Raw genomic sequence first — 14,130 nt, 5'->3', positions numbered from 1 at the left:
TCACACTTCGCTCGCCGACCTCACACGCGGGCCGGCGGGCTCATTTCCTTACTTGCGACGACGGCGCAGCGCGAGGCCCAACATGGCCAGGGCCGGCAGCAGCGCGCTGGTGGCGCTGCCACCCGCCGCGGTGCAGCCGCCGCTGTCCGTCAGGTTGCGCACCGTCACCGCCACGTCGACCGTATCGCTGTTGGCCACGCCGTCGTTCGCCCGGACGCGGAACAGGAAGATGGTCGTCTCGGAGACCTCGGGCGCCACGAAGTAGGCCTGGGCCGTCTCCGCGCCATCCAGCTTCACCGTGGGACCCGCGACCTGCACCCAGCGGTACGTCAGCTCGTCGCCGTCGGCGTCCGTGCCCGTGGCCGTGAGCTTCACGCCCGAGCCCTCGTGCACCGTGTAGCTCGACGTCGCGCTCACCACCGGCTTGGTGTTGGTGCGCGTCACGGTGACAGTCACCGTGCGCGCCGCGCTGGCCTGGCCCGCGGCCGTGGCCACCAGGCTGAACGTCAGGTCGACGGAGTTCCCCGTCACGCTCGGCGCCGTGAAGGTCGCGGTGGCCGAGTCGGCCCCCGTGAGCGTCACGGACGGACCCGCCGTCTGGGTCCACGCGTAGGTGATGGTGTCGCCATCCTCGTCGGTGGCGCTGCCGTTCAGCGTCACCTGGCTGCCCTGGTTGACCGTCTGGTTCACACCCGCGTTTGCCACGGGAGCACGGTCCACGTTGCGCACGGTGATGGTGAGGGTCGCCGGAGCGCTCGCGGCGATGCCGTCGCTGGCGACCAGGGTGAAGGTGAAGGCCGTGTCCGCCGTCACCTCGGGAGGCGTGAAGGTCGGCGTGGCGCTGGTGTCATCATCCAGCTCCACCGCCGGGCCCGCCGTCTGCGTCCAGGCGAAGTCGAGCGGCTCGCCGTCCGCATCCGAGGAACCCGTCGCGTCGAGCGTGACGCTGCCCGAGCGCTCGTCCACTGTCGTGGGGCCGTTGTCCTTCACGCGGGCCACCGCGATGGGCGCCGCGTTCACGTTGTTGACCAGGACCTGCACCACGCGCGGGTGGCTGGAGTCCGTGCCATCGCCCACCACGAGTTGGAACGTGAAGATGGTGGCCGCCGGAACCTCCGCCGTGAAGCTCGGGGTCGCCGTGTCGGCGCCCGTGAGCGTCACCGCGGGGCCGCCAATCTGGGTCCACGCGTACGTCAGCGTGCCGCCGGCGACGGCATCCGGGTCGAAGCTCGCGGAGCCGTTGAGCGTGATGACGCGCAGCGTGCGCGTCCCATCCGGGTTGACGATGTACTCCGTCACCGTCTGGGAGATGCCCGGCTCGGCGATGGGCGCAACGTTGCACGTCCCGGAGCCCGCCTCGGCGACGCGCGAGTAGAACGGCGTCGAGTTGGTGATGCCGCGGACGCGGATGTTGGCCACATCCCAGCCGTACGCGCCCACGAAGTCATCCGTGCCCAGGCGGAAGCGCAGACGCACCTGGTGACCGCCGAAGACGCGACGGAAGTTCGTCTGCGCCGGGATGAAGCTGGGGTAGTTCGTGCTCATGCGCACGTAACCGGGCCAGCCGCCCACGTACGGGTTGCCCGTGTCGATGTTGCCCTGGTTGGTGAGCAGCAACCGCTCGGCCGCCGTCAGGTAGAGGTACCAGTTCTCCCACGGCCCCTCGTCGACGGAGACCTCGATGACGCCCGCGTCGAAGTGCACCCAGCGCCCCTGGATATATGCCGATTCGAACGAGTGGCGGTGGAAGAAGGAAAGGATGAAGTCCTGACCCTCGGCGACATTGAACAGCGGCGACGTCAGCCGGATGTCACGCGACTCCGACTCATTCGCCGCGTGCCAGTAGCCCGTGGTCGCGTGGCCGTTCTGCCACAGCGGACGGTAGTTGAAGGTGGAGTTCGTCCAGCTCGTGTTCTGCGTCTCGACGTAGTCCGTGTCCGACGAGTTCGCGACCTCGTCGTAGTTCACGTTGGTGCGGAACTCGTGGACCGTCCCCCCCGGCAGCAGGGTGACGGGGAACGTCAGGTCCACGCCCACGACGGCGAGCGCGCCATTGGACTGCGCCGGCGCGGCCGTCAGGGAGACCGGGATGGTCGCCACCGCGGTGCCACCGCGCGCGATGTTGCCGAACGTCAGCGTGTTGCCACCACCGAAGGTCGCCTCGACACCCGCGCTCGACTCGTTGAAGGCCGCCGTGGCCGTCACGCCCGCGACGTTGTCGGCGCCCACGTTGCGCAGGGTGACGCGCAGGAGGCCCGTCTCGCCGGCATCCAGGATGCCGTCCTTGTCACAGCCCACGGAGGAGTCATCCAGCGTGACGCTCACGACCTCGAGCGCGTTACCGGTGTGGTAGCTCTCCACCACGCCGATGTGGTCGGCGCTGTCGCGGTCCGCCACTCGGGCGCCGAAGCCGGCGCCGCGCTTGGCGAACGCGGCCACGAACCGCTGGTAGTCGGCGGGGTCGGCCGCGGCGACGACGGACAGCAGCGCGTCACGACCCTCGAGGAAGGTCGGCGACGACGGGGTGGCCTTGTACGACGCCACCAAGTAGCGCTTCATGCGGTCCTGCGCCTCGCCGAACGGGTGTGCGTTGAGCAGGCTGGCGTAGCACTCCCACAGCATCGTGGCCCAGACCTCGCCGGAGTTGTGCACCTCGGCGTTGTTGGAGCCCGCGTAGTCGGGGTTCGACGGGACGTTGGCGGGAATCGTCGTGCCGTCCGCCATGTGGCGCAGCGTCAGGCCGTTCTTGGTCAGGTCCGTGCTGAACGGGACGCGGCGGATGCCCCAGTAGTAGCCGTTGTTGCGGCCACCGGCCTGGGTGTAGCCCGCCATGCCGTACGTGCCCTGCCAGTTGTTGTTGCCGGCGCGGTTACGGTCCTCCTCGCGGACGGACAGCAGCATCGCGTGGAAGTCGCCCCAGCCCTCGCCCATGGAGCCGCCCTGGTTGTTCGTCAAGCCAGAGCCGTTACCCACGAGGCGGTTGGAGATGTAGTGCCCCCACTCGTGCGCGATGATCTCGTTGTCGAGCGTACCGTCGCGATCCAGGTCCGCGTTGCGGCGCATGCGGCCCTTGACGGCCGCCGTCGCCAGCGCCCCGCGCCAGCCGTCGCCGTCCGGCTTGGTGACGAGCAGCGCGGGAATGGTGATGGCGTTGTCGACCGCCGCGACGCCGCTGGCGCCCATGGTGGTCATCACGCCCGTGGCGCTGTTGGTGATGATGACACCCACCGCGCCCGCGCGCTGGGCGTTCAGGGTCTTGTACGCGAAGCCACAGCTGCCGCGCTCGATGAGGGCGATCTTCCCCTCGAAGGGCTTCTGGCCGCCGTAGGGGTCCGTGCCGTTCTCATCCGAGCAGCCCAGCCGGTAGGCCGTGGCCGTCTTCGGGTCCGCGTGCGTGGGCGGCTCGACGAAGTCGGCGCTGACGTCGTAGACCGTCCGGCCGAACGACGCGTTGTACGTCCCGTAGCCCCGGGCGATGGGCGACGGCTCGGAGACGGTGAGCTCGGCGACGCCATCGAAGATGTACTGCTGCATGCGGGGACGCGCGCCGTCGGCCGGGGTGGCCATGTTGGCGTTGTTGCGACCGCCGAAGTCCTGCGCCTCGACGCGGAGGCTGTCGCCCTCCAGACCGCCGCGCCCGTAGTTGCTCATCTGGGCGTTGCCGGAGGCCTCGTCGAAGCCCGCGTCGTAGAACCAGTCGTGCAGGAAGTTGGTGACGTAGAACAGGTTCACCACCGCCGCCAGTCGCTGCTCGGAGCTGGACGCTGGGGACTTCGTCACGTCGAACGTGTAGTCGAACGTCCGCGAGCCCGCGTTGCTCAGCGGCGCGCGCAGGTCGATGCCCTCCTGGTAGCCGTCAGTGCCGCCCAGGTCCGCGTACGCGTCGACGTTGTTGCCCGTCGTCACCTGCGCGTTGGCCGGCAGCCACGGGTCGTCCTTGCTGAACGGGAAGTTCTGCAGGGTGACCAGGTTGGACGGGTTGTCCAGGGGCTCCTGGTGGCCGTCGGGCGTGCCCGTGGGGTGCGGCGTGGCGTCGTTGCCCTGGGGACCGTCGTAGGGCAGCTTGGTCGTCGGGTCCGCCCACACGCGGTAGGTGAAGGCCTCCGACTTCGTCAGGTCGTGCTTGAAGAGGACCGAGCCGTCCTGCGCGTTGACCACGAAGGCGACGTAGTTCGCGTCCGGGTTGCTCGCCAGGCCCGCGTTGATCTCCACGTAGTACGCGGGGACCAGGCCGTCCGGCAGCGGGAAGAGGACCTTCTTCGCGCGCGGCGCATCGCCAAAGCCGTGCGTGGAGAGCAGGTTGCGGTCCACCGAATAGTGGCTGTAGTCGCCCTGCGAGCCCGCGGGCGCCAGCGCCCGGGCGTCCAGCGACGCCCCCGTCACGTCCTGGAACGCGCGCGCAATCGCCTGCGGCGCGGAGACGCGGAAGGCCGAGGCCTGGGCGTTCTTCTCGTCATCCTTGTTGCGCGGCTGGAGGTAGCCGGAGATGGCCACGAGCTGCTGGCTCGGGTCCATCACCACCTTGACCTCGTTGCGGAACACCTCGATGCCGTTGACCCGACGACCGTAGGTCGCGATGACCGCGCCGTCGTTGTCCTTGGGCAGGTGAACCTGGCGCAGCTCCGCGCCATCCACATCCGCGGAGCCCAGGCGGTACAGGTCCGCCACGCCACGCAGGTGCTCGCGCGCCGAGGCATTGACGCTCGCCTTGGTCAGGGGACGCGCGGCCTTCGGGGCCGACGTCGCGTTCAGGGCGCGCTCGCTGAAGACGAACGTCGGGACGCCCAGGCGACCTTCCACGCTGTTGATGCGCAGCCCACGCTGGGATGCGTTCGCCGCGGACGAAGGCAGGGAGCGATCCGCCGGGGAGCGGAGGAAGGCATCGACCGAGGCCCCTCGCGCGGAGACCGGCGGGGACCACATCAGCACGGCGAGCACGGCGCTCACTGTGCCCATCCAGAGACGCTTCATGAACGACAACCTCTTTCGGGGGTTTGAGGAGGAGGGCCCCTCGCCGTCGGACGCCTGCTCGGCTGGGGCGTCCAGAGGTTATTTACTATTTTGTTATGAACACAATAGGCCCCCCTGAACTCACTCCCTCAGGGTGCCAGCAAACCCAGGATAGACGCTAAGCCTGACGGCCAATGCCAGGAATTCACGTCTAGGATTATTCCCAGACGCGAATCCGGGCGCGCGGCGTCACCCGAAGGGGGGCCGGGCGTTGTGGCCGATGACGAGCATCTCCTCCGGGTGCGTCTCCGCGCGAGCATACGTCAGAAGCGCGGCGAGGCTATCGGAGTGCTTGGGGGCGGCCGTCTCCAGCACCACCTCCTCGCGGTGGGGATGGAACAGGTCCTCCTTGCCCAGGTTCTGCTCCTGCCACCGGCGCCAGCCCGGCAGCGACGAGCCCTTCGCGGGCTGGAGGCCCACCACCTCATAGCCCTGGGGTGTGAAGGCGCGGTGCAGGCCCACCAGCGTGGCGCCGGTGCCGAAGCCGCACACCACCCGCCGCACGGAGGGGAAGGCGTCCCGGACGAAGTCGCGCAGCTCGCCCGCCCAGCCCTCCACGCACCCCACGAGGGCGCCATTGGAGAGCTGGCGGGGCCAGCACCACCCCTGACGCTCGTAGCCGAGGGCCACCTCCCAGGCCTCGGACAGCCGGCGCACGGTGCGCACCTCGCCGCCGAAGCCCTGGTCCCTCAGGTACGCGGCGCCGGCCGTGTCGGTGAGCGCGAGCACGGGCAGCCCCCGCTCGCGGCCCAGCGCGTCGAGCGCGAGCGAGGACGAGGAGCCGGACAGCTCCACGAGTCCACACGCACCCTCCGGCACCGTCTCCAGGTAGCGGGAGAAGGTGAGGTATTTGAGACCACCGGAGGGAAGCTCTCCCCCCCACAGCACCACCGGCCCTTCGGGGGACAGCCGTGACAGGGGAAAGTGCATGGGCGGACCTCCCTCCATTGAGTGAGGGCCCCGCGTGGACTCCTCGGGCCCACGACGCAAGCTCGGCACCCTCTTGCATCGGCGGCCAGTCCCCTCCCCTCGCGGCTGTCATCCCGTGGACCGCGAGCCCGGCCGTCCGCCCGCCAGGGACACTGGCCCTGTCCCCGGGGGTGATGTGAAAGCGCTCCGGAAGCCAGGGGCTGTGCGATAGTGGCCCGCAGCGAAAACACATGCTGCGCCGGCTCCTCCCCACCCTCGTGGCCCTGGGCTGTGGGCTCCTCGCCCTCGGTTGGGGGCTGGTGAGCCTCCAGCGCATCTTCACGCGCGAGCGTGAGGACGCGCACGCGCAGGTGCGCTCGCGCCGGGACGCGCTGGCGCACGCCGCCACGGAGTCGCTGCGCCAGGTGCTCGCGCGGCAGTTGGAGGAGCAGGTCTCCGCCATCCACGCCGCCGTGGACAACCCGCTCGCGCCGGGCGAGGGCTTCTACCTCCAGTTCCGCGGCCACCAGTTCCTCCCCCGCCTCACCCGTCCCCTGCCCGGCCACGACATGCCCGCGCGCGCGCTGTACGAGACGCTCGCGGACCACCTCCGGGACGGCGCCACGCCCGGCCCGTGGGAGGCGCGCCTGGCCCGGCTGCGCGCGGCCGAGTCCGCGCTCCGGGAGGGCAGCCCCGCGCGCGCCACGGCACTGGTGGAGGAGCTCTTGCGCTACCACGCCACCCACACGCTGCCCGCGGACCAGGAGCTGCCCTTCCTGCTGCTGGCGGTGGAGCACCTGCAGCAGGGGGCCCGCTCCATGCCACTGGTGCGCTCGCTGCTTCGCGAGGGGCTGCCGGAGGAGTTCGGCGGCATCGGCCGCGGCGCGGGGCTTCAGCGTGACCTGCTGCGCGAGCGCTCGCGCTTCACGCAGGCGGACTTCGACTTCCTGCAGGCGCGCATCCTGCTGTTGAGCAGCGCCCTGGGCGAGCCCATGGGGGACTTCCTGGAGCGCGCGCGGGAGACGGGCGCGGGCGCGCTGGTGATGCCCGAGCAGTTGGTGGAGCCCACGCTGCTGGGCCAGCAGTGGTACGTGGAGCCCCGGGGCGAGGTCGTCTATGGCATCGCGGTGGACATCGCCGCGCAGCTGGTCCCCATCGCCGAGGACATGCGGGCCCGCGGCCTGTTCGGCAACGGCGGTCAGGTGCGGCTGGTGGGCGACCGCCCGGCGATTCCGGTCCGCGAGCTGCCGGTGCGCGTGGACCTGCCCGAGTGGTCCCGCGCCGAAGTGGACATCGAGGCGCGCTACGGCCTGAAGACGCTGCTGGTGGCGGTGTGCGGCGTGCTGGCCGCGGCCATCGTCGCGCTCGCCGTCGTGTCGCAGCAGCGCAAGTACCGCTTCCTCGAGCTCAAGAGCGACTTCGTCGCCACCGTGTCGCACGAGCTGCGCACGCCCCTGGCCTCCATCCGGCTGATGGGTGAGACGCTGGAGCGGAGGCTGGCGCACGCGCCCGAGGTGCGCGACTACCCGACGCGCATCGTCCAGGCCGCGGACGGGTTGCACTTCCTGGTGGAGAACATCCTGTCGTTCAACCGCATCGACAAGGGGCGCTGGACGCTGCGGCCCTCTCGGGTGCGGCTGGAGGAGCTGGTCAACCCGCTGCGCGATGACCTGGCCGCGGCCACCTCCACGCCGGTGGAGCTCACCACGGACCTGAACGACGCGGAGCTGGAGGCGGACCCCACGCTCCTGCGACTGCTCTTCTCCAACCTGGGCCGCAACGCGTGTGCCTACAACCAACGCACGCCGGTGCGCCTGTCGGTGAGCGCCCGGGTGATTGAAGGCCACGGCTGCACGGTGCTCTTCCGCGACAACGGCGTGGGCATCCCGGATTATGAATGGGAGAACGTCTTCCAGGACTTCTATCGGTTGACGCCTCCCGGACAGGATGTCCACGGTAGCGGCCTGGGACTGGCGCTCTGCCGCAAAATCATGAAGCTGCACCACGGCGACATCCAGGTGGCCTCGTCCACGCCCGAGGGCACCACATTCGCGCTGACCTTTCACGAGCCGCGTCGATGACCACCACCTCCACACCCTCCACCACCCGTCCCACCATCCTCATCGTCGAGGACGACGCCCACCTGCGCGTGGGCCTGCGGGACAACCTGCTGGACGAGGGCTATGTCGTCTCCGAGGCCCCGAGCGCGCGCGACGCGGAGCCGCTCCTGCGCGAGCGCGAGTTCGACCTGCTCATCCTGGACGTCATGCTCCCGGGCGAGGACGGCTACAGCTTCTGCCGTCGCCTGCGGGCGCAAGGGGTGAAGAGCCTGGTGATGATGCTCACCGCGCGCTCGCTCGAGGACGACATCGTCCGGGGGTTCGAGGCGGGGGCGCAGGACTACCTCACCAAGCCCTACCGACTGAGGGAGCTGCTCGCGCGGGTGGGCGCGCTGGTGCGCCGCGCGGGCACGGCCCCGGCGCAGGTGACGACGTTCGGCGGGTACTCGTTGGATTTGGGACGTCGCACGGTGACGAAGCCGGATGGCGTGGGCGTGGAGCTGACGCGCACGGAGTTCGACCTGCTCGCCTACCTCTTGCGTCACCGCGAGCGAGCGCTGCCCCGCGGCGAAATCCTGGACGCGGTGTGGGGCCGCGACGTGGTGGTGGACCCGCGCACGGTGGACAACTTCGTCTCCAGTCTGAAGAAGAAGCTCGGTTGGACGAGCGCCTCCGGTTTCAGCATCCACACGCTGCGCGGTGTGGGGTACCGGATGGAGGTCTCGTCACCATGACGCAACCATGACCGACAGATGGACGGCCCTTCGCCATCGCGCCCCCGGGACTCCGTAGTTTGAATCCTGCGTGGACGGGGCGCTCCGAAGCCAAGACGCCCACGCCGGAGAGACGCCGCATGGCGTGGTGGACCTCCGGGAGCGCCCATCGGGGAGGAGGCCTTCCATGTTCAAGTCTGTCATCGAGCGGCAGAGAGCTGGGCGTCTGGGTGCTGGGATGTGGTGGTCCGGCGCGGTGCACGCGGCGCTCTTCGGCGCGGTCCTGGTCATCTCCGCGCGGCCCGCCGAAGTGCCACCCGAGCCGGAGCCGGATATCGTCATCAAGCTCGCGGCGCGTCCGCAGGTGGCCAAGGGCTACGCAGCGCCGGCGCAGCCCAAGACGCAGGCCCCGCCGCCCAAGACGCGCAAGCCCAAGCGCGACACCTTCCCCACGCAGATCAACCCGATGCCGGTAGATCCCAAGCCCGTCGACGTGGATCCGGAGCCGGTGGCGAACACCACGGACACCGGGGACACCGAGCCCACGGGCGTCCCGGGCGGGCATCCGGAGGGAGACCCGAACAGCACGGTCATCGGGTTGCCCTTCGTCCCCGGGTTGCCTCCGGGCGGAGTCGGAGATGGCACCGGTGAGGACGTCATCCCGTTCGGCGGAGGCATGACGCCGCCGGTGCTCCTGGGCGGCCAGCCGCTCGACTACACGGAGCAGGCCCGCGTGGCGCGCGTGGAAGGCACGGTCATCGCCAAGTGCGTCATCACCCGCGAGGGCGACGTGCGCGACTGCCGCATCATCAAGGGCATGGCACACATGGACGAGCACGTCACGGAGGCACTGCACACCCGGCGCTACAGCCCGGTGAAGTTCCAGGGCAAGGCCGTGAGCGTCTCCTACGTGTTCACGCTCCGCTTCAAGCTGCCGCGCTAGTCACGCGGCCCTCGCCTCACAGGTCGTACTTGCCCACCGATGACGCCGGCACCAGCACGTGCTTGAGCACGTAGGTCTTGAGGCGCTGGCGCATGTCGTCATCGAGGGTGAGCACGACCTGGGGGTGCACCCGGGCTCCCACCTCGAAGAGCACGGCCTGCATCAACAGGCCCTCCTCGGTGATGCGGGAGAGCCGCTCCAGCGTGGGGTCCGAGCGCTCCGTCTCGCCCTTCTTCTTCTGGTTCTCGTGGACGAGCAGCGCCGAGCCCAGGCACTCCATCTCCTCCAGCGACGTGAAGTGCTCCTTCGTGGTGCCTGTCATCTCCTGGCGGTGTGACGGCTCTCCCAGCCACAGCGCCTTGCAGTTGGCGAAGGCGAACCACGCCGGGTCGTGGTCGGGGTCGAACTGGATGGAGATCTCCTCGCCGTCCCGCTCCGCGTAGCCACGAGGGACGATGACGTCCTCGCGCACCACCAGCCCCAGGCCCGCGTTGGCGCGGAAGAACTGGCGGATGACGGGGTAGCGAGGGTTGAGCACCAGGCACCACGCCCACGACTCCAGGGCCTCCTCGAAGCGTCCGAGCCGCGCGAGCGCGTTGCCCAGGAAGAACCACGAGCGGTGGTCATCCGGGTTGAGGCGAGTGGCCTGCTGGTAGTGCCCCAGCGCGGTGGCCGAGTCGCCCGCGAAGTACGCCGCGTCACCGCGGAAGTTCCACGCGAAATAGCACTGCGGGCACACGCTCGTGGCCTTCTCGTACAGCTTCCCCGCCTCCGCGTAGCGCTTGGCCTGGAAGTGCGGCTCCGCCTCGTCGAGCAGCGCTCGCGCCTCGGGGCTCTCGGGCCACTCGACGATGACGCGCTCGCCGCCCTGCTCCACCACGCGCGGCGCCTCGAGCACCTGCACGCGCTGCGGCCACAGCTGGTCCGCCCAGCCACCCGGCGGCGAGTCCTTCCCGTCGATGCGATACGTCACCGGCGAGTCCTCGAGGCGCTTGATGATTTCGGCGGGATTGAGGAACGGCGGCCGCTTCGAGGGCTCCGGTGCAGCGGCGGCCTTGGGCTCCGGGTTGCTCCTGGGGGCGGAGGCGCAACCGGCCACGAGCACGAGGCAGAGGACGGCGAGGAGGCGGTGCACGGGAGCCCTTTCAGTGAGCAGTCGACAACAGTCTACGCCCTCCCCGCTCCAGCCTCCTGGCTCCGGCCTCGAATCGAAACGATTTCCCCGCACGAATTCCACGGCTCGGCCCGGGCGAGTCGAGGCGCACACCCGTGTCGGGAGCCCCACCCTTGTGACGAAAGAGTCGCCCCATTGGCGTGGCCCCGTTAGGAGGTCCGCCCCTGGACTCGACCTGGAGATGTCGGACTTGGATTACGACGTGGTGGTGGTGGGCGCGGGGTTCGGAGGGCTCGCCACGGCGCTGGAGCTGAGCCGGCGAGGTGCGCGCGTGGCGCTGTGCGAGTCGCTCAGCTATCCCGGGGGCTGCGCCAGCACGTTTCGTCGCGGCGGCTTCGCGTTCGAGTCGGGCGCGACGTTGTTCTCCGGCTTCGAGCCGCATCAGCTCTTCGGCCGCTGGATTCGTGAGCACGCGCTGGACGTGACGGTGGACTGGCTGGACCCCGTGGTGGAGCTGCGCACACCGGGGCTGCGGTTGCCGGTGACACGAGACCGGGCCCGCTTCATCGAGTCCCTGTGCGCCCTGCCGGAAGCGCCAGCACCCTCGATTCGTCGCCTGTTCGAGCTCCAGTCCCAGGTGGCCGGCGCGCTCTGGGCCATGTTCGATGACCCGGACCTGCTGCCACCCTTCGACCTTCGCGCGCTCTTCCGTCACGCCGCGAGGCTGCATCGCTATGCCCCGCTGGCACGGTGGCTCGGGCGTCCGCTCGGAGCGGTGCTGGAGCACCTGGGTCTCTCGCGCTTCACTCCGCTGCGCACGTACCTGGATGCCCTCTGTCAAATCACCGTGCAGTGCTCGGCCGCGGAAGCGGAGACGCCGTTCGCGCTCGCGGCGATGGACTACTACTGGCGCGGCACGGGGCACATCCGGGGCGGCATCGGTCAGCTCGCGTGGGCCCTGGCCCGAGCGATGGAGGCCCGCGGTGGAACCTTGATGCTGGCGAACCGCGTGAAGGGGCTGTCCTGGCAGGACGGTCACTGGCAGGTGGACACCCGTCGCGGGGTGCTCCGAGCCCGACACGTGGTGGCCAACCTGCTGCCAGGAGGACTGATGCGCCTCGCGGGCCTGTCACCCGAGCGTGTCGGCTCGATGCGTGTGTTGTCGGAGCGCGTCGCCGAGGGCTGGGGCGCGGCGATGCTCTATCTCGTCATCAAGGCGCCCGACGCGGTGTCACGCGAGGCGAGCCACCTGGAGCTCGTGCGTGACGAGCAGGCTCCGTTCATCGAGGGCAACCACGTCTTCATGTCCATCAGTGGTGAAGAAGACACGGGCCGCGCGCCCGAGGGACATCGCACGGTGACGACGTCCACGCATGTGCCCCTGCGCAAGCTGGGGGCGATGCCCACCGAGGAGCAGGGGCGCTACATCGCGGACATCCAGACACGCATGCGCGAGTCCCTGGAGCAGCTCGCGCCCGAGTGGATGCCCCACGTCACGCAGGTCCTCCCGGCCTCCCCGCGCACCTTCCAGCGCTTCACCCAGCGGGAGTCCGGCGCGGTGGGCGGCGTGCCCCGTCGCGCGGGCCTGAGCCACTACCGACAGCTGGGCCCGCTGCGCGTCATGAAGGGCCTGTGGCTGGTGGGCGACTCGGCGTTCCCCGGACAGAGCACCCTGGCCACGGCGGTGGGCGGCGTGCGCACGGCGGCGAGCGTCGCGCGCGAGAGCTGAGCCGGGCCTCTCACTCGTCCAGCAGGCTCGCCCAGAAGCCGACCATCCGCACCATGTCCGCCGCGCCCGCCTTCTTGTCCACCTCCGCGTGGCTGATGAGCGGCGTGGAGAGCTGATGGACCTCCGTGTACGGCCGCAGCGCCTGGGCCAGCAGCACCGACTCCATGGACGGAATCACCGTGTCGCCCGCGCCATGCAGCAGATAGACGGGCGAGGCCGGCGCGGGTGAGCGTGCCGGAGACATCGACGGGTCCGCGGCGAACTCGCGCACCAGCGGCAACAACAACGGCCCCAGCGCCGCCACGTTCCGAAGATTCACATAGCCCATCAACTTCGACGCGGGCTCGGGCATCCGTGTCTCCAGCACCCGTGCGTGCGCGAACGTCTCCTCCGCCAGCTTGCGGTCCGTCTGAGTCTGGTGCGAGGCCCGCAGGAACGTGCGGATGCCCTCGCGCAGCGGCTCCACCTGCTCGGGAGGCACCAGCCGGTCCGCCACGTTGAGCAGGATGATGACCACGCCATAGTCATGCGGCGTCAGGTGCGAGCCATCGGGGAGCTGACCGCTGCACAGGAAGGTCAGCACCCGGGGCAGGTCACCATGACCTCCGAACGAGAGCGTGGAGGCCACCTTGTCCCGGAGCGCGGGCCGTCCCGCTGCGACCACGGAGAGCCCGCCCGAGAAGCTGATGCCGAACAGGTCCACCTTCCCGCCCGGCGCCAGGTCCTCGCGGCCGCTCACCCACAGGGCCGCGTCCTCGATGATGTCCGGAAGGCGCGGAGTGATTTCGTAGCGCAGCAGGTCCGGCGGCTCGGGCGAGAGCACCATCTGCCCACCCCGGGCCAGGTCCTCCGCCAGCTTCACCAGGCGCGGCTCGTCGATGCCATCCGCATGCACACCCGAGGTCAGCACCACCGTGCGCCCTCGCACCTCGCGCGGTCGATACAGCCGCGCGCGGACCTCGCCATGCCGGGTGGGGACCCGCAGCTCGCTCTTCTCGAACGGAGCGTTGCGAAACCCCGCCACCGCCTCCGGCACGGCGCCCTGCATCCCGGCGGCGCGCACCACGAAGGACAACCCACGAAGCCAGTCGGCGCCCACGAACACCAGGGCCCCGAGCATCGCCACCAGGCCGATGCCCACCCACCGCCAGGTCTTGCGCTTCATGGGAACAGGTGCTCCACGAAGGTGCACAGGCGCTCGCGCTCGAAGGGCTTCTCCAAGAGCCCTCGCGAGTGGCGCCCCACGAACTCCCGCGCCTGCGCGGTGAAGGCCCCACCCGTCATCAGCCCGGTGCGCAGCACCAGCTCCGGCGCCAGTCGCTCCAGCTCCACCACGAAGTCCATTCCGCTCATGCCCGGCATCATCAGGTCACACAGGATGGCATCGAATCGCTCGCCGGTGGACAACCGTCTCAGCGCCTCGCGCGCGTCCTGCACCGCGTGCACCTCGTACACGTCCCGGACCAACCGGCTCACCGAGTTGCCCACGGAGGGCTCGTCGTCGATGAGCAGGAGCCTCTTTCGCATGGCCAGCGGCACCACGTTGCCCAGCACCGGGGACTCCGGCGCGGCGACGGTGCCCACCGCGAGCGCGGGCAGCACCACGCGGAAGGTGCTCCCCCACCCCTGCGCGCTGCTCACCTCGATGCGCC

9 protein-coding genes are annotated in these 14,130 nt (G+C 70.0%); 4 read left to right on the top strand and 5 right to left on the bottom strand.

Going from position 1 to position 14,130, the window contains the following annotated elements; translation table 11 throughout:
• Positions 1-48 precede the first annotated feature (48 nt).
• Together FL311_RS02245 and FL311_RS02240 are read right to left on the bottom strand one after the other, a co-directional pair.
• Positions 49-4,971: a myxosortase-dependent M36 family metallopeptidase gene (locus FL311_RS02245; protein ID WP_141323140.1), complete on the bottom strand. Its 4,923-nt coding sequence runs from the start codon at positions 4,969-4,971 to the stop codon at positions 49-51.
• A gap of 228 nt (positions 4,972-5,199) precedes the next feature.
• Positions 5,200-5,940 carry a pyridoxal-phosphate dependent enzyme gene (locus FL311_RS02240; protein ID WP_194869010.1) on the bottom strand — a complete coding sequence of 247 codons (741 nt, stop codon included), beginning with the start codon at positions 5,938-5,940 and terminating at the stop codon, positions 5,200-5,202.
• A gap of 230 nt (positions 5,941-6,170) precedes the next feature.
• Between FL311_RS02240 and FL311_RS02235 the strand changes: the two genes are divergently transcribed.
• The 3 genes from FL311_RS02235 (at position 6,171) to FL311_RS02225 (ending at position 9,635) form a co-directional block, all read left to right on the top strand.
• Positions 6,171-8,000 carry a HAMP domain-containing sensor histidine kinase gene (locus FL311_RS02235; RefSeq protein WP_141323139.1) on the top strand — a complete coding sequence of 610 codons (1,830 nt, stop codon included), beginning with the start codon at positions 6,171-6,173 and terminating at the stop codon, positions 7,998-8,000.
• A complete protein-coding gene (locus FL311_RS02230; RefSeq protein WP_141323138.1) occupies positions 7,997-8,713 on the top strand; it encodes a response regulator transcription factor in 717 nt (238 codons plus the stop codon). The genes FL311_RS02235 and FL311_RS02230 overlap by 4 nt, the downstream gene beginning before the upstream one ends.
• Before the next feature lie 166 nt (positions 8,714-8,879).
• The gene (locus tag FL311_RS02225) at positions 8,880-9,635 is read left to right on the top strand and encodes an energy transducer TonB (RefSeq protein WP_141323137.1); all 756 of its coding nucleotides are present in this window, start codon (positions 8,880-8,882) and stop codon (positions 9,633-9,635) included.
• Positions 9,636-9,651: 16 nt separating this feature from the next.
• Here FL311_RS02225 and FL311_RS02220 read toward each other — a convergent pair whose 3' ends face one another.
• Positions 9,652-10,770 (bottom strand): tetratricopeptide repeat protein, encoded by a 1,119-nt coding sequence (locus FL311_RS02220; RefSeq protein WP_141323136.1) that lies wholly within the window; start codon positions 10,768-10,770, stop codon positions 9,652-9,654.
• A 220-nt stretch (positions 10,771-10,990) separates the two neighbouring features.
• On the opposite strand from FL311_RS02220, the gene FL311_RS02215 reads away from it, so the two are divergent.
• Entirely contained in the window at positions 10,991-12,478 is a 1,488-nt protein-coding gene (locus FL311_RS02215) for an NAD(P)/FAD-dependent oxidoreductase (RefSeq protein ID WP_141323135.1), read from the top strand.
• A 10-nt stretch (positions 12,479-12,488) separates the two neighbouring features.
• On the opposite strand, the gene FL311_RS02210 is transcribed toward FL311_RS02215, so the two are convergent.
• Both FL311_RS02210 and FL311_RS02205 read right to left on the bottom strand, forming a co-directional pair.
• Complete coding sequence (locus tag FL311_RS02210) at positions 12,489-13,643, bottom strand: hypothetical protein (protein ID WP_141323134.1); 1,155 nt, start codon at positions 13,641-13,643, stop codon at positions 12,489-12,491.
• The coding region (locus FL311_RS02205) for a response regulator (protein WP_141323133.1) at positions 13,640-14,130 on the bottom strand (491 nt) is incomplete at its 5' end. The genes FL311_RS02210 and FL311_RS02205, both read right to left, overlap by 4 nt.

Source organism: Myxococcus sp. AB025B, from assembly GCF_006518215.1.
Classification (GTDB): domain Bacteria; phylum Myxococcota; class Myxococcia; order Myxococcales; family Myxococcaceae; genus Myxococcus; species Myxococcus fulvus.
This window is presented reverse-complemented; position numbering and strand designations above follow the sequence as displayed.

What these genes read in the sequence shown, in the direction of transcription:
- FL311_RS02235 (WP_141323139.1), top strand. Translation starts at nt 6,171, where the DNA reads ATGCTGCGCCGGCTCCTCCCCACCCTCGTGGCCCTGGGCTGTGGGCTC.
- FL311_RS02240 (WP_194869010.1), bottom strand. Translation starts at nt 5,940, where the DNA reads ATGCACTTTCCCCTGTCACGGCTGTCCCCCGAAGGGCCGGTGGTGCTG.
- FL311_RS02245 (WP_141323140.1), bottom strand. Translation starts at nt 4,971, where the DNA reads ATGAAGCGTCTCTGGATGGGCACAGTGAGCGCCGTGCTCGCCGTGCTG.
- FL311_RS02225 (WP_141323137.1), top strand. Translation starts at nt 8,880, where the DNA reads ATGTTCAAGTCTGTCATCGAGCGGCAGAGAGCTGGGCGTCTGGGTGCT.
- FL311_RS02215 (WP_141323135.1), top strand. Translation starts at nt 10,991, where the DNA reads ATGTCGGACTTGGATTACGACGTGGTGGTGGTGGGCGCGGGGTTCGGA.
- FL311_RS02230 (WP_141323138.1), top strand. Translation starts at nt 7,997, where the DNA reads ATGACCACCACCTCCACACCCTCCACCACCCGTCCCACCATCCTCATC.
- FL311_RS02210 (WP_141323134.1), bottom strand. Translation starts at nt 13,643, where the DNA reads ATGAAGCGCAAGACCTGGCGGTGGGTGGGCATCGGCCTGGTGGCGATG.